The 19,261-nt window shown below is 51.8% G+C and carries 17 protein-coding genes; 13 read left to right on the top strand and 4 right to left on the bottom strand.

From position 1 onward, the window contains the following. The first annotated feature begins 100 nt into the window (after positions 1–100). Both CS948_RS16890 and CS948_RS16885 read left to right on the top strand, forming a co-directional pair. Positions 101–949 carry a LytTR family DNA-binding domain-containing protein gene (locus CS948_RS16890; protein ID WP_099292955.1) on the top strand — a complete coding sequence of 283 codons (849 nt, stop codon included), beginning with the start codon at positions 101–103 and terminating at the stop codon, positions 947–949. 126 nt (positions 950–1,075) lie between these two features. Next, complete coding sequence (locus CS948_RS16885) at positions 1,076–1,714, top strand: vancomycin high temperature exclusion protein (protein ID WP_099294640.1); 639 nt, start codon at positions 1,076–1,078, stop codon at positions 1,712–1,714. Between the two features lie 318 nt (positions 1,715–2,032). On the opposite strand, the gene CS948_RS16880 is transcribed toward CS948_RS16885, so the two are convergent. Beyond that, complete coding sequence (locus tag CS948_RS16880) at positions 2,033–3,598, bottom strand: ATP-binding protein (RefSeq protein WP_099292953.1); 1,566 nt, start codon at positions 3,596–3,598, stop codon at positions 2,033–2,035. Positions 3,599–4,076: 478 nt separating this feature from the next. Here CS948_RS16880 and CS948_RS16875 point away from each other — a divergent pair, with 478 nt between their 5' ends. Both CS948_RS16875 and CS948_RS21490 read left to right on the top strand, forming a co-directional pair. Continuing rightward, the gene (locus CS948_RS16875; protein ID WP_099292951.1) at positions 4,077–4,256 is read left to right on the top strand and encodes a hypothetical protein; all 180 of its coding nucleotides are present in this window, start codon (positions 4,077–4,079) and stop codon (positions 4,254–4,256) included. Between the two features lie 323 nt (positions 4,257–4,579). Then, a complete protein-coding gene (locus CS948_RS21490) occupies positions 4,580–4,804 on the top strand; it encodes a hypothetical protein (RefSeq protein WP_141560975.1) in 225 nt (74 codons plus the stop codon). 17 nt (positions 4,805–4,821) lie between these two features. On the opposite strand, the gene CS948_RS16865 is transcribed toward CS948_RS21490, so the two are convergent. Both CS948_RS16865 and CS948_RS16860 read right to left on the bottom strand, forming a co-directional pair. Then, entirely contained in the window at positions 4,822–6,192 is a 1,371-nt protein-coding gene (locus CS948_RS16865; protein WP_099292948.1) for a hypothetical protein, read from the bottom strand. Between the two features lie 13 nt (positions 6,193–6,205). Then, positions 6,206–7,324, bottom strand: a complete 1,119-nt coding sequence (locus CS948_RS16860; RefSeq protein WP_099292946.1) for a DUF3575 domain-containing protein — start codon at positions 7,322–7,324, stop codon at positions 6,206–6,208. Positions 7,325–7,572: 248 nt separating this feature from the next. Between CS948_RS16860 and CS948_RS16855 the strand changes: the two genes are divergently transcribed. The 6 genes from CS948_RS16855 (at position 7,573) to CS948_RS21905 (ending at position 11,739) form a co-directional block, all read left to right on the top strand. Then, positions 7,573–8,718, top strand: coding sequence for an AraC family transcriptional regulator (locus CS948_RS16855; protein WP_255302057.1), 1,146 nt, complete (start codon positions 7,573–7,575; stop codon positions 8,716–8,718). A 44-nt stretch (positions 8,719–8,762) separates the two neighbouring features. After that, positions 8,763–9,818: an AraC family transcriptional regulator gene (locus CS948_RS16850; protein WP_255302056.1), complete on the top strand. Its 1,056-nt coding sequence runs from the start codon at positions 8,763–8,765 to the stop codon at positions 9,816–9,818. 697 nt (positions 9,819–10,515) lie between these two features. Further along, positions 10,516–10,683, top strand: a complete 168-nt coding sequence (locus tag CS948_RS21740; protein ID WP_176555097.1) for a hypothetical protein — start codon at positions 10,516–10,518, stop codon at positions 10,681–10,683. 3 nt (positions 10,684–10,686) lie between these two features. Beyond that, complete coding sequence (locus tag CS948_RS16845) at positions 10,687–11,427, top strand: hypothetical protein (protein WP_099292944.1); 741 nt, start codon at positions 10,687–10,689, stop codon at positions 11,425–11,427. Between the two features lie 25 nt (positions 11,428–11,452). Continuing rightward, positions 11,453–11,620 (top strand): hypothetical protein, encoded by a 168-nt coding sequence (locus CS948_RS21735; protein WP_176555096.1) that lies wholly within the window; start codon positions 11,453–11,455, stop codon positions 11,618–11,620. Then, entirely contained in the window at positions 11,617–11,739 is a 123-nt protein-coding gene (locus tag CS948_RS21905; RefSeq protein ID WP_255302055.1) for a hypothetical protein, read from the top strand. The genes CS948_RS21735 and CS948_RS21905 overlap by 4 nt, the downstream gene beginning before the upstream one ends. 73 nt (positions 11,740–11,812) lie before the next feature. Here CS948_RS21905 and CS948_RS16840 read toward each other — a convergent pair whose 3' ends face one another. After that, positions 11,813–12,973, bottom strand: a complete 1,161-nt coding sequence (locus CS948_RS16840; protein WP_099292942.1) for a DUF4468 domain-containing protein — start codon at positions 12,971–12,973, stop codon at positions 11,813–11,815. A gap of 847 nt (positions 12,974–13,820) precedes the next feature. On the opposite strand from CS948_RS16840, the gene CS948_RS16835 reads away from it, so the two are divergent. From CS948_RS16835 to CS948_RS16825, 3 genes are all read left to right on the top strand, one after another. Then, complete coding sequence (locus CS948_RS16835) at positions 13,821–17,024, top strand: TonB-dependent receptor (RefSeq protein ID WP_099292940.1); 3,204 nt, start codon at positions 13,821–13,823, stop codon at positions 17,022–17,024. 12 nt (positions 17,025–17,036) lie between these two features. Continuing rightward, positions 17,037–18,521 (top strand): RagB/SusD family nutrient uptake outer membrane protein, encoded by a 1,485-nt coding sequence (locus CS948_RS16830; RefSeq protein WP_227215609.1) that lies wholly within the window; start codon positions 17,037–17,039, stop codon positions 18,519–18,521. A gap of 103 nt (positions 18,522–18,624) precedes the next feature. Then, positions 18,625–19,038 (top strand): hypothetical protein, encoded by a 414-nt coding sequence (locus CS948_RS16825; RefSeq protein WP_099292938.1) that lies wholly within the window; start codon positions 18,625–18,627, stop codon positions 19,036–19,038. The last annotated feature ends 223 nt before the right edge of the window (positions 19,039–19,261 follow it).

The following is a 19,261-nucleotide window of genomic DNA, read 5'->3' as shown; positions in this document are numbered from 1 at the left end:
GGACGAAAAACGATATTCAGGGATAAAATTCAGGTATGAGGGGTAAATTTTATGACGGGAAAAGTGTATCTTTGTTTGAAATTTACAAAAAAAGAGAGAGATGAACGCGTTGACACGTAAAATACCCACGTTTCATTACGAGAAATCGAACTTGCTACGTTTAGTGTTATTCACGGCTGTATTTGACTTGATTTTTATCAATCTCTATAAGCCGTTTAGTTCCCTGACGTGGTATCCCGTGTCGGAGTTCAAGTTTTTTCTTTTCTCCAGTCTTGTCATTCTCACGGGGGTATTGGTGGTCGCGGTGAGTCGTCTTATCATGTATTATTACACGAAACGTCACGCGCTCAATTACCTGCAATATGCCGGTTGGATTGCAGCCGAGGTCTTTTTCATGTCGCTTTTTTATACTACCTATTCCATGTATCTGCGACCGGAGCGCGAGGTGATGGAAATATTCGCGGAATCGACCGAGAACACTTTTCTTGTTTTGCTTTTGCCTTACGCTATGTTGATGCTTTATTTCTCGTGGCGGGACAAGGTACAAAAGTTGCGGATGATAGAGAATGATAAAAACGACACGGGAGGAACTTCCGCGGTGATCTCGTTTCTTGACGCGAACGGAGAGTTGCGTTTGTCCGTGAAACGCGGAAATTTATTGTATATCGAGTCTGCGGATAATTACGTGCGTGTCTGGTATTTGAACAAGGGTGTTGTCACGAGTTTCATGCTACGGAACACGTTGAAAGCCATGGAAGAAACTTTCGAGGGAACGAATATCCTGCGTTGCCATCGTTCTTACATGGTCAATTTCGAGCAGGTGAAAGTGATTCGCAGGGAGAAAGACGGTATTTATCTGGAATTTGGCGTCGAGAAAGTACCCGATATCCCGATTTCTAAAACGTATAGCGAGAAAGTGACACATTGGTTCATGTGTTATTCATCATAATTCGTTGGAAAGTCGTATCTTTGTAGAGGAGAAGTTAAGATTATGACACCTAAGGGGAGAAAAGATTTAACAGTTTCGGACGGAAGCGTGAAGCGGAAATTGGGGTCACGGAAATGGAGAAAAATCGTGAAACGGGTTTTCGTGTATGGTATCGTTTTGCCACTTTCGCTTTGTTGTATGGGGATACTCTTTTGTAATTACCGGATAACGTGTTATGCCAAAGGTCGGGTATTCACGGACACGGCATCAATCCCTTGTAACAAGGTGGGATTATTGCTTGGGACTTCCCCCCGGTTAAAGGGTGGGCGGAGTAACCCGTATTTCGACAACCGCATCAACGCGGCAGTGGCGTTATATAACGCGGGAAAGGTAAAATATATACTGATCAGTGGGGATAACCGCCGGCACAACTACAATGAACCTCAAGCCATGAAAGATTCGCTGTTGAGAAGAGGTGTTCCGAAAGAGGTGCTTGTGTTGGATTTCGCGGGACTGCGTACGCTCGATTCCGTGGTGCGTTCCAAGGAGATATTCGGGCAGGATAGTATCACCGTGATTTCCCAGCAATTTCATAACGAACGGGCTATATTTCTGGCTCATCATTATGAAATGGAAGCGATCGGGTACAATGCCGAAGATGTCGGAACCCAAGAAGGTTTCAAGACACAAGTACGCGAATTGTTTGCCCGGGTAAAGGTGTATGTCGATTTCTTCACGAACAAGCAACCCCGCCATTTAGGAGAGAAGATCGAGATTCCGGAATAAGTTTATAAAGTTCATAAACCCGAAGCGACAGGTTCTATTCGCCTTCGGCGAGTTACAGGTTGCAAGTTGCATTTGCCACAAGCGGCAAGTTACAAGTTACTTTTCTAGAGTTCTAGTTTGTATTCCAGCTCCTCCTCTGTTTATAGAGGAAACCGGCGAGTAAGCGAGGGCAATAGGGAAGCTTGCTTCCTGATTGCCGAGCGTGAGCTGGTTCGAGACCGGCTTCCGGGCTCACTTGGACGCGAAGCGAACGGAGGAGTTTAATCTAAAATCATCAATCAAGCAATCGTAAATCACCAAATCAATAAGATTACTGAATCAACAAGTCCACTTCCCGATATTACGTTCTTCCGCGTTGAATTCCACGCCCACCTTGACGGTTTTCCGGCTGTCGGCGGAGTAGGGGATGAGGTATCCCCGATCGTCGATTTGGGCGAGGGCTTCCTCGGCGGAGCCGTCGAGTTTGAACTCGAAGACATATATGTATAGCGAGGTTTTCACCACGGCGTCCGCCCGTCCTCGGGCACTGCGTACCTCGGCGTCGGTGAATTGTCCCATTAACTTGAATACAAGGTAGAACACCACTTGATAATGCCGTTCCGTCTTGGCGTTTAACTCGTAAGGAAAATCGGCGAAGAACGCCCGCAGTCGTGTCATGAAGGCGTTGACATCCCCTTTTTCCAGTTCCTGCACGAATTTGCCGATATAAAAATCCGTTTCGCTTCCCGGTATGGCGGAGTAAAACGGGGCGACAAAATTCAGGAACCCGTACTTCACCTCCTCGTTGGGGAACCCGAGAGTGTACGTCTGGAAACGCTTGTCATATCCCTTTATCGTCAGGTAACCGCTCTGGTAGATCATCGGCACGGGATTCTTCACGTCGGCACGGTCGTCGGTGAGCGACGAGGCGGTTACCTCGATGCCGTCCAGTTCCTGCAAGTCGAAATCCGTCTGCTGCAGCATGCGTGCCAGAAACGTCGGCGTACCCGTTGCGAACCAGTAGTTCTGGAACAAACGTTTCTCCATCACGCTCAACAGGCTGAACGGGTTGAACACGTTCGGCACGTCACCGCTACTGAAATGATAGCCGTCATAGCGGCGGGTTAATTCCTCTATCATCTCCTCGCGTGTCCCCCCGTGGTATGCCACCAACCGGTCTATTTCCGGCGCGAAGTTCGCCTCTATCTCGGAGAGTGTCAACCCGCAAAGCGTGGCATAATCCAAGTCGAGGCTGATATCGGAGAGTTGGTTGAGATTGCTGAATATCCCCATCTGCGCGAACTTCGTCACCCCCGTGATGAAGATGAAACGCAACCACGGGTCGGCGGTTTTTAACACTGAATAAAATGCCGTCAGTATCGAGCGGTATTGTTCCTGCAACTCAGGGTTATCGAAGCTGTTGAGCAGCGGCTTGTCGTACTCGTCTATGAGCACCACTACCCCCCGCCCCGTCCGGGCGTGTGCCGCCTTGATTACCTCCAAGAAACGAATGGAACGCGTCGGTCCCGGTATACTGACCCCGTACTCCCGTTCCCATTCCCCGAGGCGGTATTCCAGCATCTTGTCGAGTTCCTCCACGGTCTGGTATTGCCCTGCGTTCAGGTCGAGATGCAGCACGGCGTGAGTCGCCCATTCCGTCTCCAGCCGCTCGACGGCAAGCCCCTCGAAAAGCTCGCGCTTGCCTAGGAAGTACGCTTCCAGCGTCGAGAGCAAAAGACTCTTCCCGAAGCGCCGCGGGCGGCTCAGGAAATAGGGGGTTGGCGTACTGGCAAGGCGGTACACCAGTTCCGTCTTGTCCACGTACACGAAACCTTCCCGGCGGAGTTTCTCGAAACTCTGTATGCCGATAGGCATCTTCCGGAGATGGGATAACGTTTGGTTCATGGTCTTTTTTTTTACCTTCGGCAAGTTGCAGGTTATATTCGCCTTCGGCGAGTTACAGGTTGCAAGTTACATTTGCCTTCGGCAGGTTACAAGTTCAATTTGTTTTATTCGTTATCACAAAGGTAGGGATAACAATTGAAAATTGAAAGTTGAAAATTGAAAATGTTCTATTCGCCTTCGGCGAGTTGCAGGTTGCAAGTTGTATTTGCCTTCGGCAGGTTGCAAGTTACTTTTCTCGCGTTCTAGTTTGTATTCCAGCTCCTCCTCTGTTTATAGAGGAAACCGGCGAGTAAGCGAGGGCAATAGGGAAGCTTGCTTCCCTATTGCCGAGCATGAGCTTGTTCGAGACCGGCTTCCGGGCTCACTTGGACGCAAAGTTGACGGAGGAGTTTAATCTAAAATCTAAAATCTAAAATCATAAATCATAAATCATAAATCACCGAATCGTCAGGCTCATCGAATCGGTCGTTACTTCCAAATGTTGGCTTTCCGAAAATTCCGTTCTCTCGGGGTTGCAGAAGAAGGGGTAGAGGTGGATTTTCCGGGGTTGCTTGTCGTTGAGGACGATGGAGATGCCGCAACTGGCGCGGGTGACGCCGCTGTCGGCGACGAGCATGGGTTTGCCGGGTTTGTTGTCGAAGAGGACGCCGACGAGTAGCGGGTCGTGGGGAGAGCAATGGGGGGAGCGGCGGGAGTGGCGGGTCGTGGGGAGAGCAATGGGGGGAGCGGCGGTTGTCCTGCCACGTGATGGTGATGGTGTTGCCGTCGGCGCGAGCCTCGAGGTTCCACGGCAGGCTTCTCGGCCCGAAGCTGAAACGGAAGAGGTGGAAACACGCCACGACGCGTCCTATCAACTTGTCGTGGTTCATGTGGAACATGAGGTTGTCGCCCGTGCGTCCTGCCCAGTAGAGGGTGGCGGCGGTTGCCCATGCCGGGTAGTCCGCCATCGTCCGGGCGAAAGCGGCGCCGAACTTCCTTGCCTTGCCGAAAACCTCGTTCGTGCGTTCCTGCTCGGGATGCTTGGGTCCGGTATGCTTCCGGTTGTGCTTCGGTCGGAGTACCCAGTTGCCCAGTCGTTTGAAACCGATGATGTTGCGTAAGTTTACCCGCCGGATGGAGAAAAAGTCAAAGATCGTTTTCATGGTGTGTGGTTTATTTGTTACTAACTCGAGATTGGTTTCAGCCTGTGCCGGATTTGTCCGGTAGTCGTGTACCTTGTTGCTTTATTCCTCCACGGGTTCGTGCCAATGCACTCGGATTTCGGGGAGGGAGTCCATCACCATCAGCCCCGCCGAGGCGGTCAGCTCATCCACCGGAACCCCCGCCAGCAGTGCCACCATGCCTTGCCCGGCGGCGCGGCTCAGCCGCGAGAGGTAGTAGTGCGTGATGTCGGCGGTGTATATTCCGTCCTTGGCATACGTCGGGGAGGCATCCGTCAGGATGGCGTCCACCGGTTTCCCCTCCGCGTCGGTCACCGCGGCCTTCACGCGGTTGTCGCCATCCGTTTCGTAGAGGCGCACGGCGGCAGGCAGCGGGTAAGGCGTATTGGTCATCTCCTCTTTGACTTCCTCTTCCTCTTCCCCTTCCACGGGCGGTGTCGTGTACCATCCCGGCTGCCGGACATGCCACCGGATTTCCACCTTCGCCGGTGTGCGTCCCTCCGTTTGTCCCGGAAGCGCGTCCGGCAATTCCATCCGCACCATGTACCCGCCCGTGCCGCACACCACTGCCTGCCCGTCGGGGTATCCCTGTCGGGCGGCATCGGCAAACGGCAGGGCGTCCGTCTGCTGTTGGAGTACGCTATAAAGCGTCCCCGCCGGGTCGTTGACCGTGCTCATAAACATATACGGGGCATCCTCCGCCGCGCCCGTGACAAAGGAGCAGCTCCGGGCAGTGCCGCCGCCATCGTGCCAGTGGAGGGTGATGCCCATGCCGCCTGCCGACGGGTCGAGGGTGGAGATACAGGTGTTCGACGGGTCGGCCATCACGACCAGCCCTTTCAAATATTCCCGGAACTTGGCGGCATCCCCCATCACGCTGCTCCCGGCAGCGAGCATGGCGAGCATCTCCCGCCCGAGGGCGTCGGCGTTGTTGAGCCGGAAACGCAGAACGGGCGGCACTCTCCCCGCTCCGGGCCAAAACGTGAACGAACCCAAAGGTTCAGCCTCGTGCGGGACAGTGGCGTTATTGAAGACCGGGGCGGACGGGGGAAGTTCCCGCAGGCGGTAGAGGTGGATTTGCTGCATATAGGTCGTATCTCCCCACACCGTCCCGCCGTGGCGGGCGAAAAAGGTGATCGAATCGTACACGTGGTCTGCCCGCACCTCCCCGCCGGAAGGAGGCGAGAGGGTGAAATAGGGTGTCGCGAGCGTCACCCCCGTGATATCGTCCGTCCGTCCCAACAGCAGCATCCGGGGGGAAGAGGTCGCGAAGGAGTCGCGCTTTACGGTCAGTGCCGGAAGTTCCTCCGTCACGACGGTGACCTTCACGGGAGGCTCCGGGTCGTGAATCGGGTCTTTCACGTCGCAAGCGGCGAGCAACAGGATTGCCGCCGGGACGAGAAGTGATGTAATCGTAATTTTCATATCTTTCATTCGTGTATTTGTTCTACTTGTTCCTTCCGGTAGTCCACACGAGGCTGATTCCTGCTTGTGTCGGTCCCCAGAAATTCTTTGTTTTCCCTCTTTCCTTGTACCGTCGTGTTCCTTCAACTGCGTCGAACGTGTCGTGGTCGAAGCGCGTGTAGCCCAGTCCGAGATTGAAGTCGATGGAGAAGCAGCGCGAGAGATAGAGCTGGTAGCCCGTTGTCACGCCCGCGCTCCACGTCGTGCCTTGGTAGCCGGTGTCTTTCGACAGGAAGCTGCCTATCGGGTACTTGTATATATTGTACTCGCCGTAGCTGCCCGATACTCCCGCGTAGAAGCGTTTGCCGTCGAGCAGGTACCACCTTGCTTCGGGGTTGAGCAGCCATACCTTCTGCACCTTGCCGCGGTCGCCGTTCCACCGCGCGAGGCTGCCGTCGAGCCGTATGCCGACATGGCGGTTCACGCGCCACTCCGCTCCCAGTGCGGGAAGCAGCAGGGCGTCGTGCAGCAGGTTCGTCCGTATGGCGAAGCGGTACAGGCGTGCCGGGGATTCCGGTTCCGCTGGTGGCGCGGGTGCAACTGCCTTCGCGGGTGCGTTTTCTGTTATCGTTTCTTCGACCGTCACCGTTTTCTTTTCTGTCGGTTTTTTCTCCGCGGCGGCGGGTGGAGCCTCTTCCTTGGGTTTCTCCGCGGCGGGCGGGGTTACCGCTTTTGCCGGGACGCAGAGGGTCATGATTACCGCGTCCCGGTTGCCGTCGCGGGCGACGGCGCGGTTAGTGGTTATGAAGTTCTCTTCCTTGAGTCCCCGGCGCGTGATGAGTTCCGACTTCACGCGGTTGGCGCGGACGCGTGCCATGTCGAGGTTTTCCCGTTCGGAGGGGAGGGAGGCACAGTAGCTGTCCACGGCGAGAGGCATGCTGCCGTCGGCTATCCGCACGCGGTATTCGTCCACGAGCGAGAGCAGGCGGCGGAGTTCCGCCTCGTTGCCCCGGAGGAAAAACATATCGTTGCCCGGCAGGAAGCGGAAAGTGACGACGGAATCTGCCGCCACTCTGTCCGCCCCCCGGGCGGGCGGTGTACCGGAAACCGGCATGCCCGCTATCAAAAAGAGTAGGATCTTAGTTAGTCGAGAAAGTTTCATAAAGCTGTTATTTATATATAAGTATTTTGTCGATTTACCGGAATGGCACCGCGTGCGGTGATTCGTGAATGTAAAACTAGGTAAAAATGAAATCCGCCGGGAGACAATTCAACAAAATATTGCTTGCCAAATCGTAATAGGGGTATTTTTTTCACTTGCCAAATCGTAATTCCGTGCAAAAAGGTAAAAAACGTACTATTTCGGGCTATGATAGTCGTTTTTTGACAAAAACGCGATATATTTGAAGCATGGATGTGTCTGCTGCCTACCCGATAGCCATGACGGTGCTCGTGCCCGTTTTCTCGGCGGTGTCCTGCGGGATACTCGCTCTTTTTTCCCTGCCGGACAGTTTGACGCCGGGGGAGAAAAAGTTGAAACGGGTGCTTCTGGTCTATCTTTCCCTGTCGGCACTCGGTTGGTACACGTTTTTTTGTTACGAGTTCCAGCCGGGACTGTTTGTCCTGCTGAACACGGTTTGCCTTTTGGGCTTCGTGCTCCCGTCGATATTCTTTTACCGCGTGATCCGTTACCTTACGCGACTGGGGTTGCCGGAGCGTTTCCCGCCGTGGCATTACCTTGCGCCCGGGGTGTTGGCGGGGGTGATGCTGGGGTGGTCGCTGTTCGTGCCCGGCGAGGTGCAGCTGGAAATCGTCACGGGCAAGGCGCTGGTGACGCCGCCGGGATACGGGGCGTACACCCGCTTTTTCACGATAAAGCCCTTGGCGCGGGTGATTTTCGGGTTGGTGTATTACGCATTGACGATCGGGGTACTGGTACGTTATTATAAAAAGATGAGCGAGCGGGACACGCTGGCGCGTGCGCCGGCACGGTGGGTGATTTTCCTCGTGGCGATCTCCGTGGCGTCGTTGCTCTCGTCGCTGTTGCCTACCTTTATGCCGCGCGGTAAAATACTTTATTCCATCTGGACGAGCGTGGTGACGTTGAGCATCGCCGCGCAACACGTGTTGCTGACCTACCACGTGATACGGCGCGAGTACGTGCTTTACGCCGTGCCCGAACCGGAGGGAAAAGTGCCGGGGGACGCGGCTGAAAAGACGCCGCGCAGGCAACATTCCGGCAGTATGTCGCGGTTGAGGCTGGAAACGTATTTCGTGAAGGAGAAACCTTACCTGAACCCGGGTTACAAGATAACGGATCTGGTGGAGGCGCTGGACGTGAACCGGACGGTAATATCGGCGTTTATCAACCGCGAGTACGGGATGAATTTCAACCGCTACCTGAACCACTGGCGGTTGCGGGAGGTGGAACGGCTCCGCTCGCTGCCCGGCAACGAGGGCAAGAGCGAGAGCGCGTTGGTCAAACAAGCGGGATTCGGCGAGTACAGGCAGTACACCCGCGCCCTTGTCGCCGGGCGGGAAGGAGGGGAGCCATGATCGGGCGGGAGCTTGTCGAGGCGTTCGCTTTCACGGCGCCCGTCGTGTGCGCGCTGGTGTGCATGGTGATGGTGCTGCTGGACGCGCGGACACGGGGGCGAAGCCGGGAAGACCGCCAATTGCGCCTGTTTCTGGCGCTGGCGTATTTCGTTACCTCGCTGGGGTGGATGGGGTTGGTGTTTTACACGATTTATCCCCGTGTCTTCATCTATTATCACTCGGTGTTCCTGCTGACGCTGATGCTGGACCAAGTGCTGTTCTACCGTTTCGTCGCCATTCTCACGGGCACGGGAGAGTACCGGCGGTTCGGCCGCCTGCATCTGACGATACCGCTCGGCATTGTGGCGGTTTCGGTGATTTTTGACTTCGCCGTACCCGTTAGCCTGCAGGCGGCGGTGGTCTACGGCGACGACGCGTCGGGGACGTGGTTCCGGGTGATGTATGCCGTGACAACGCTCGTGTTCGTCGTTTACAATACCGTTTATCCCGCGTTGAGCTTGAGGAATATACGCCGTTACAAGCGATGTGTCGTGAATTACTCGTCAGACGCACGTCGGTCGTCGCTCGGTTGGCTGGCGCTGATGCAGGCGTTGATACTGGTTTGCGTTCCGGTGCCGTTGGCGGGATTGTTATTTCGCGTTCCGGTTTTCGCCACCAATTATTTCGTGTGGCTGGGTGCGCTGCCGACCTTCGTGTTTTACTTGATATTGTGCTATAACCTGCTCGATGATAATTACGTTATTATCAGGCAGGATGCCGGGGAAGAGGAGTACCCGCCCGACAAATCGATACCTCCCGGCCGAGCGCGTTTCACGCGTTACATGCGGGAGAAAAAGCCTTATCTTAATCCCAAGTTGCGTATTACCGACCTCGCCGCCGGAATGCACACGAACCGCAGTTATCTCTCGGCGTTTATAAACAAGGAGTTCGGCATGAACTTTTGCCGTTTGATCAACCGCTATCGCCTCGCGCATCTCGAACGCCTCCGCTTTTCCCCCGACAACGCGGGCAAGAGTAAAATGGAACTGGTGATTATGGCGGGATTCAGTAATTACAGGAGTTATCTGCGGGTGAAGGAGGAGGAGAGGCTTGTTAATTAAGTGATTTATGATTTTAGATTTTAGATCGAACTCCTCCGTCTGCTTCGCGTCCAAGTGAGCCCGGAAGCCGGTCTCGAACCAGCTCACGCTCGGCAATCAGGAAGCAAGCTTCCCTATTGCCCTCGCTTACTCGCGGGTTTCCTCTATAAACAGAGGATGAGCTGGAATACAGTCATGAACGCTAGAAAAATAACTTGTAACTTGCCGAAGGCAAATGCAACTTGCAACCTGCAACTCGCCGAAGGTGAATAATCTAATATTAGACTATATCCCTCCGGCAAACATTTAACTGCCGAGCTATCGGATTAACTAAATATATTGTCGTTATGTCGTTATTATAACCTGCCTATAGCAGGTTATGAGCAGGTTTTGAGCAGGTGATGGGCAGGTTATGAAGGTTCCTAGCCCTTTGGTGGCGCGGGTTTCGGGAGGGTAAAACGGAAAAAAAGGTGTAAGTGATTATAAAACAGAATGGTGTGATTTGTATTTATTTTAGGTAATATTGGATTAAAATTAAATAAGTATTATAAAAATAATTTAAAAACAAATGAATATTTTCTTTGTTTTGTAATCTAATTGTTTTAATATTGCATTACGATATCGTTTGAAAAAAGAAGGAAGACCCCAACGAGGCACCCCGGGGATCGGGTGTGACCGGTAGAACTAACACGACGTTTCATTATAAAAAAGAGAAAGTATGTATATGAAGAAATTGTTTCCTTGCTTGAAGAACATCCCTTGTTCCGGCAACGGCGTGTGGATCAGGCTCCCGGACGGCAGTATCGGGAAGTGGAACCTGTCGAAGGCAAACGCGACCTGCAACTCGCCGAAGGCGAAAAAAGAATTACGAACTAAAAAGAATTGAATTATGGCAAAAGGTAAATCAACCCTGTTTTGGGAATTGCGCCAGAGTATCGGTCAACACCGTTTCACCACGAGTTGGGACGGCGAGATAATCTCGGCGATGAAAGGTAAAAAGAACCCTGTTTACTCGAGCAAGGAGAAGCAGGAGGCACGTGACTTGCGTATAGCGGGTTACGGCGGTTGCGGGAAACTTACCCGCCCGTTGCTGGAAACGTTGCGGGTGAGCTTTCGCGAGCGCAAGAAGCGGGAATCGCCGATGAACGCTTTCATGCAGGCGAACGTGAAGACGCTCTGCACGGCGTCCCGCGACGCGTTGACGAAGAAAATCGTGCTGGAGTACGATTTCGGCGGGATGCAGGTGAGTGACGGCTCTCTGGACACGGCGAACGTGACGGCGACGGTGGACATGGACACGAACAAGGTGGCTTTCGTGCAGGTGGACGAGGTGATCCCCGGCGGGTTGGCGCGGGAGAACGACCGGGTGTACGCCTGCATGTTCACGGCGGGCGCGGAGGATCACAAGTCGATGCGCAGCCTGCGAGTGGATTTGCGTGACCGCGGCGAGGCGGGCTCGACATCGGCACTGATCCCGGCGGGCTGGAACAAGGCGGCGCTGTTCATCTACGCTTACGCCGTGTCCGCCGATGGCAAGTACTCGTCGCCCTCGACGCGGCTGTACCCGCCCCCCACGGCGGAGGAGCTCACGCTCGCCGAGGCGGTGGAGGCGTACGAGGCGGCAATCTAGAGGTGTAGAAGAGACAGTCCGCGAGGTGACCGCCACGCCCGAGGAGCGCGAGGCTATCACGCGGGCGAAAGCGGGCGTGAAGAAAGCAACCGCCGCCGCCGAGAAGGAAGCGGTGAAAGCGAAAAAGTCAGCTTTCGAGATAAAACTGGCGGGATTGGAGGCGGCAACGAGACAATTGAAAATTGAAAGTTGAAAATTGAAAATGATTTGTTCGCCTTCGGCGAGTTGCAAGTTGTTGAATCTAAAACAAACCGGAAAAGAAGCCGGGATACTGCCGAAGGTGGCGGTATCCCGGCTTTCCCGCTTCAGTAGCACTTTCATTTTCAATTTTCAATTAACTTGCCGCTCGCGGCAAATACAACCTGAAACTTGCCTTTGGCAAGTTTCATTTCACCCATACATTCAAGATCTCGCCGATAAACATCTTGTGCATGGCTTTACCCGACCATTGTTTTTTGAGTTCGGGATCGGAGATGCCGTCGATGTTGATGGTCTGGGAAATCATTTTGCGACACTCGATAATCATCCATGCTTCCGAGAACGCTTTGCTGCCGGAAGGGGTGGTGACAGGGGTTAGTCCGGCTCCCTTTACTTTATCGGCATCCTTGCCGGAGTTGTGCCCGCAATAGTTCAGCGCTTCGCGGTACGTTTCGGTGTAGAACGTGAGCGTGTAGGTGTCGCCGTTATCCATCAGGTCATACGTGTAGCGTGCCGGGGAGATGAAACAGAAAGCCACGGGTTTGTTGTACAAGTATCCCAGTCCGCCCCAGCTTGCCGTCATGGGGTTGAATTTCTCGTTGTTCCCGCCCGTGATCAGCATCCAGTCTTCGGAAAGCATTTTGATGATGTTTCCGGGAATCTTGTCGGGAGCGATCCGCTTGTAACCTTGCAGGGCTTCACCCGACACGGGAGCGATGTTCTCCACCGCTTGGGCGGGAGGGGCTACTGCCGGGGGCGTGGGTACGTTTTGTGCTGCCGCGGGTTGCACGCCGAGGCTCTTTTCCGCACCCTCGAACAAGTTTTCCGCGAGATCGACAGTTTTGATACGGAATTTGGCAATTCGTTTGATCAGTTTTGTCCGGTCCTTGTTCATGGCTTGCTCATCGGTGATCCAATCTTCCGCCGCCAGACGGTCTTTGCTGTCTTCCGGGTAGAGATAATGGATGTTCGTGATTTCCATGACGCATTTGCCGGGAGAGCAAACGAAGTTCACCCGATAGTTGGTTTTTGCCCGGTCGAGAGAGAACGTTTTGTCGGCGAACACGAGATATTCGCTGCCGTAGCAAGCGATTTGCCCTTCTTCCTTGTTCGAGTACGCGACTTGTCCCCAGTTACCTTTATCCGTTTTAAACCGGGAATTTGCCCATGCCGACACGGCATCGAAGATTTGATCTTTGGACAAATTAGGGGCTTTGATTTCTTTCTTGAACATCACTTTACCGTCCACCACGGGAACGGCGCCGATCATGTATTTGCTGTCAACTTCTTCCTGCGCGAAAGCGAACGCGGGTAAGAGGCAAAAAATAAGTAAAAGACGCTTCATCATAGTATGTCAGATTTAATAAATATTTCAGTACGGGTATTGCCCCGTCAAATCGGGGGAAAACAATAGAAGCCGCTCTCAAAGTTAAAGAAATATTTTGTATTCCGGCGGGAGAAAGGGAATATTTAAGATTTATGATTTAAGATTTTAGATTGAAGATTGAAAAGATTCCCGAAGCAAGGCGGTATTCGAGCTCCTCCTCTGTTTATAGAGGAGGTGGCACGGAGTGCCGGAGGAGTTTATTGATTAAGTGATTCAATGATTGTCGATTCAATGATTAACGAAGCGTCGCTCGTGCGACCGGAATCATTCAATGTAAAATCGCTAAATCTACAATTAATAAACTCCCTCCCCCCTTCGGGGTATTGAGCCCGGAAACCGGTCTCGAACTGGCTCTCGTTCGACAGACAACGAGCAAGCTCTCTGTCTGTTCTCTCTTACTCGCCAGTTTCCCTCTATAAACAGAGGGAGAGCTGGAATACAGTCTTTAACGCTAGAAAAGCAACTTGTAACTTGCCGCTTGCGGCAAATGCAACCTGCAACCTGCAACTCGCCGAAGGCGAATATAACCTGCAACTCGCCGAAGGCGAAAACCGAAGTGTGGTATTTTTCCACAAAGTGCGGACGGGGATTCCTCATTTTCCACGTTTGTCCGTTCGGGTATGTTGTTGAGGTAAAGTCGATTGTTGCTTTTTGTTGTTTTCGGTATATTCTTTGAAAAATATTCAGGTATGGTTACTGTTTTCCGTGTGCATGAAGGTTAATAAAGTCGGGAGAAGTAGTTGGATTGACGGAAAAGGAGGAACAATGAATTTATGGAATAATTGATAAATAGAATATTGAAGATCGTATGGAAAAAGTTAAATTTACATTAGCCAATTCGTTTTTATGGATCTTTCTTTTCTCGGCTTTGCCTTTGACCTTATGTGCCCAAGACGATAAGGCCAAGGAATCGCAACGTACCATAAAAGGACGGGTTCTTGACGAGAACAGGGAACCCATGGCAGGAGTGCTCGTTTTGATTAAAGGAACTACAAGAGGTTCCGCCACGGATGACGAAGGGCAGTACACCTTGAATCTGATGCAACAGGATAGTTTGCTTGAATTCAGTTTCTTGGGATATGAAACAAGGACAATAAAATTGTCCTCTTCCCAGAAGACGGTGAACGTGACGTTGCGTCCTACCCGGATACGGATGGACGAAATCGTGGTCGTCGGGTTCGGGACACAGGCACGGGAAAAAGTAACCTCCGCTATCACTAAACTGCCCCCTTCGGCTTTGGAGAACGTGCCTTATACCAATCTCGCTTCGGCATTGCAAGGCAACGTTTCCGGGGTACAGGTGCAGAGTACGTCCGGGCAACCCGGCGCGGCGCCGAGGGTGATTGTCCGGGGTGGTACTTCGATCAATAACATGAACGGGGCGGCACCTATTTATATCGTGGACGGGATCATTCGTACCGATCTTGCCGACTTGAACAGTAATGATATCGAGTCGCTTCAAGTATTGAAGGATGCCGCTTCCACCGCTATCTATGGGGCAAGAGCTTCCAACGGTGTGGTGATCGTCACCACGAAAAGCGGAAAGCCGGGCAAGATACAGGCTAATTATTCGTTCGGGTTGACAGTTTCCGAACCCGGGGAAAAATATGATCTGGCTTCCGGGCGGGAGTATATCGAGATGAACCGGAAAAGTATGCAGTACGCTTCCCGCTACAACGCCAGTGCTTTGGACCGTCTTAATTCGGCTCTCGGTTTCGGTACGGGAAACGATTTGACGAATAACACGGCTTACACGACGCAATACTTGACGGAAGCCAATAAACACAAGTTGAACGAGGGGTGGGAGAGTATGCCGGACCCGATTGATCCCTCGAAGACGATTATATTCAAGGATACGGATTTTCAGGATTTGATTTACCGTACGGCTTACACGTACTCGCATAACCTGACCGTTTCGGGTGGAAGCGATAAAGCTACGTTTTATGCCGGGTTAGGGTACATGGATAGCGAGGGAACGGTGATCACGACCAAGTACCGCCGTCTTTCTTTCAGCTTGAACGGCAGTCTTAAATTGCGGGACAATCTGAACGTGTCGGGGCGGATGATGTACACCACTTCAAGTAATAACGAGGTATATAATCTCGAGCAGATTTTTTACCGGGCGGCATCTTTGCCCCATACTGCGAAATACACGTACGAGGACGGAACGCTGGCACCGGGACAAAATCGCAGTATCGGTAATCCCGTTTACCATTTGAACAATGACAAGCGAAAGAACAGTAAGGATAACCTTTCTCTTTCACTTGCCGCGGACTGGGAATTTCTCCCCGGTTTCAGGTTTACCCCCCAGTTGTCCATGTACAAGTACACCACGGACGGTTATTCCTTCATCCCGTCTTATTGGAACGGTTCCATGACATTTAACGATTCACGGGAAGCGAAAGGATATTACACGAAAACGTTGCAGGGACAAATGGATTTGGTGTTAGGGTATAATAAGCTGTTTGCCGACGCGCATAACGTGGACGTGAAAGCCGGGTTCTCCTATTTCGGGAGGGAGAAATCGACGTTGAATGCCGAGGGGCAAGGAGCGGCGACCGATTTGATTCCCACGTTGAACGCTTCCGCTTCGGCAAAAAGCGTGAAAGGGGATGAAAGCACGCAGGCGATAGCCGGATTCTTTGCCCGCGTGAATTACGATTACAAGGACAGGTACCTGATTTCGCTGAGTGCCCGTTTCGATGGAGCGTCCAACTTGGGTGACGACCACAAGTGGGGATTTTTCCCCGGTGTATCCGTCGGTTGGAACGTGCATAACGAGAAATTCTGGGAGCCGTTGAGTTTTATCCAGTTGAAATTAAGAGGTAGTTACGGGGTGACGGGAAATATCAGCGGACTGGATGATTTTCAGGCACGGGGTACGTATGCCGTGGGAAAAATCTACGATGGAACTTCTGCCATCCAGAACACGGTCATCCCGAACTCGGAACTGAAATGGGAACAGTCCAAGACTTTTGACGTCGGTGCCGATATCGGGCTGTTCAACCAACGGGTGGGGATACTGTTTGATTACTATCGCCGGGTGACGGATAACTTGATCACTCAACTTTCATTGCCGCCTTCTACCGGGTTTGCCAATATTTACACGAACTTGGGACGCTTGGAAAACAAGGGATTCGAGTTGGAAGTGAACGCTAATATCCTTCCGGGATGGAGTGCCGTGCAATGGACTATGGCAGCCACGGTCACGAACACGAAACACAAGATATTGAAGTTGCCGGAGAATGGGGCCGAGAATAACCGTATCGGCGGGGAATACGTGTGGGTACCTTCCCGGGGTGAATACGCTTGGGTAGGCGGTTTGCAGGAAGGCGGACGTGTCGGTGATATTTACGGTCACGTGATTGAAGGTGTGTACGCTACTGACGCGGAGGCTCAGGCAGATCCGACCGTGAATACCATGATTCCGGGTAATGACAAGACTAAATACGGCGGTTACTCCATATTCCGGGATGTGGACGGTGACGGACAGATTGATTCCAAGGATAAAGTATATTTGGGAAACTACTATCCCAAGTGGACGGGAGGATTCTCTAGCAAACTCTCGTTCCGTAGATTTACCTTCTCGTTCCGTTTCGACTACACGCTGGGACACAAGATATATAATTATGCAGCCCGCTTTATGAACAATAACTCGCAAGGCGACGGGAATCTCACGAAAAACATGGCGGTAAATTCATGGAAAGAACAAGGGGACGATGCTTCAATGCCTTGTTATATCTGGAATAGTGCTTATAATCACCCGGAGAGAGCTAATATTTACGTGGAGAAGGGGGATTTCCTTTGTTTGCGCGAGATATCTTTGAGTTACGAGTTCCCGAGAAGGTGGCTGCGGAAAGTGGGACTTGCCGGAGTACGTATGCACGTGACGGGGAATAACCTTCACTATTTCACGAATTATTCGGGATTGAACCCGGAAGAGGGCGGACAAGATAACGGGCGTTATCCTATTCCGAAAAACATTATTACAGGAGTATCTATCACATTTTAAATGAATCGAGCCATGTGTAAATTGAAAAGACAAATAATTCATATAGCCATGGGAGTGAGTATGGGACTTGCCATGGGGGCGTGTGACATACTGGATGTTGATCCCACGAGTGTTATCACGGCTGACTCTTTCTGGAAAACCGAATCGGACGCGGAGGGCGGATTGGCGGGAATGTACGTGTTCCTGCGGGATAATACGACGGATAATATGTTTATCTGGGGAGAGATGCGAAGCGAAACGCTGGAATCGGAGGCTATCGTGGGGGATAATTACAAGAAATACAGGGATAATGACTTGAGTGCAAGTTTCGGACCCACGTGGGAAAAATTCTATGCCACGGTGAACGCGGCAAATTTGCTTCTGACAAAGGTACCGGAAATTCCTTTCACTGACGAGTCCAAACGTAACCTGATACTGGCGCAAGCGCATGCCATGCGGGCATTCGTGTATTTCACCATGGTGAAGATATGGGGCGGAGTGCCCCTGCGGACGGAAGCAATGGAGGGATACGATCCCGCGAAAGTGCAGAAAGCAAGGGCAACCGAGGAGGAGTTGTTTACCTTTATCAAGGATGATATTGAAGATGCTTTGGGATTATTTCCCTCGACGGCTTTCGAAACAGGCAGAAACCATTGGTCTAAAGCGGCAACTTACGCGTTGAAAGCGGATGTTTATCTTTGGACGGCACGCCGTAAGAACGGTGGCGAAACCGATTACCGCACGGCCTTGGGAGCCTGCGAGGAAGTGCAGAAAATCGCCGGAATCCGTCTTCTGCCGGAGTTTAAAGACGTGTTCGCTTACGAGAATAAAGGGAATGACGAAATCTTGATGGCTGTCAATTACAAGTTGAACGAGGCGGATAATAATTATTTTGACATGATGCATATTTCTCCGGCTACTATTTCTCCTGATATTGAACCGGAGATACTGGAAATTATCGGTGCCGGGGGCGGATTGATGGAACAATCACCGTCCAAACATTTGCGGGAACAGTATGCACCGGACGATAGCCGGAAAGACGCTACTTTTCTTGAAATATACAAGACGGTAGAGGGTGAGCGGAAGTATTACGGGACCATGGCTATGAAAGGACGAGGGACGGTGGTTTCGGGAGTCCGCTATTTCGTGGACGATATTATCCTTTACCGTTATGCCGATGTGTTACTGATGAAAGCGGAGGCGAAGAACGGGTTGGGCGAAGACCCGACCGACGAGATGAAAGAAGTCCGGGAACGTGCCTACGGCGAGAAGTACGCCGACCACGCGTTCGTGAACGGTACTCCCGCGGAAAACGATGCTGCCATTTTGCAGGAACGGTTGTTGGAATTTGCTTTTGAATGTAAGCGTTGGTGGGATTTGGTACGTTTCGATAAAGCCTTCGAATTGGTACCCTCTCTCGTGGGACGTGACAATCCGGATTTGCTTTATTTCCCTATTCCCAACAGTGTGTTGAGTCTTGAACCGCTTGTTGAACCTAATCCGGGTTGGCCGATGTAATAGAAAAAGGTTCTGCCTTTGACGAATAGGTCGGAAGTTCTTTTGAACTTTCGACCTATTTTCATACTTTAGCGCATTGAAATAAAAGAAAAAAGATGTAATCATGAATAATGAGTTGCTTGAAAGATTAAAGACCGAATACGGGGAAGAGGACGATGTGATCCAATTGTACGAGGAATGGGGCGAAACGCCCTATTTACAAGAGATATTTCAAATTCTGGATCGACAAAATTCCGATTGGACTCTGGAACGGGAATTGGGTAGTTGGGCAGCTGAATTTATACTGGATATATTGCAGGAACACGAGGAAGAATTGGAAAATTTATCCGTGGAAGATCGTGGGAAATTATTCGAGGATGAGATTGACGAACGCTATGCCGATTTCAAAAGTTGTCACCAATTCGCTCGTGTAAACAATCTTTCTATACAATTTGAGGAAGACGAGGATACCGATTGTCAAGACTTGGATGAGTATATTGCCGAGGACGGAGAGGAAATAGGTTTTCCCCGGTATTAAACTCCCTCCCCCCTCCGGGGTATTGAGTCCGAAACGGACTCGAACTGGCTCTCGTTCGACAGACAACGAGCAAGCTCTCTGTCATTTCTCTCTTACTCGCCAGTTTCCCTCTATAAACAGAGGGAGAGCTGAATTACTCACCGTCTTCGGGATGAGTCACCAGCTCCTCCTCTGTTTATAGAGGAGGTGGCAGCGAAGCTGACGGAGGAGTTTTTAGAAAAAA

Source organism: Butyricimonas sp. Marseille-P3923, assembly GCF_900184685.1.
GTDB classification, from domain to species: Bacteria; Bacteroidota; Bacteroidia; order Bacteroidales; family Marinifilaceae; genus Butyricimonas; species Butyricimonas muris.
The sequence above is the reverse complement of the archived record's forward strand: the minus strand, read 5'-3'. Positions and strand labels throughout refer to the sequence as shown.

Coding starts and splice junctions, on each gene's coding strand:
- CS948_RS16890 (WP_099292955.1), top strand. CDS start 101: ATGAACGCGTTGACACGTAAAATACCCACGTTTCATTACGAGAAATCG.
- CS948_RS16880 (WP_099292953.1), bottom strand. CDS start 3,598: ATGAACCAAACGTTATCCCATCTCCGGAAGATGCCTATCGGCATACAG.
- CS948_RS16875 (WP_099292951.1), top strand. CDS start 4,077: ATGTTGGCTTTCCGAAAATTCCGTTCTCTCGGGGTTGCAGAAGAAGGG.
- CS948_RS16865 (WP_099292948.1), bottom strand. CDS start 6,192: ATGAAAGATATGAAAATTACGATTACATCACTTCTCGTCCCGGCGGCA.
- CS948_RS16860 (WP_099292946.1), bottom strand. CDS start 7,324: ATGAAACTTTCTCGACTAACTAAGATCCTACTCTTTTTGATAGCGGGC.
- CS948_RS16855 (WP_255302057.1), top strand. CDS start 7,573: ATGGATGTGTCTGCTGCCTACCCGATAGCCATGACGGTGCTCGTGCCC.
- CS948_RS21740 (WP_176555097.1), top strand. CDS start 10,516: ATGTATATGAAGAAATTGTTTCCTTGCTTGAAGAACATCCCTTGTTCC.
- CS948_RS16845 (WP_099292944.1), top strand. CDS start 10,687: ATGGCAAAAGGTAAATCAACCCTGTTTTGGGAATTGCGCCAGAGTATC.
- CS948_RS16840 (WP_099292942.1), bottom strand. CDS start 12,973: ATGATGAAGCGTCTTTTACTTATTTTTTGCCTCTTACCCGCGTTCGCT.
- CS948_RS16835 (WP_099292940.1), top strand. CDS start 13,821: ATGGAAAAAGTTAAATTTACATTAGCCAATTCGTTTTTATGGATCTTT.
- CS948_RS16830 (WP_227215609.1), top strand. CDS start 17,037: ATGTGTAAATTGAAAAGACAAATAATTCATATAGCCATGGGAGTGAGT.
- CS948_RS16825 (WP_099292938.1), top strand. CDS start 18,625: ATGAATAATGAGTTGCTTGAAAGATTAAAGACCGAATACGGGGAAGAG.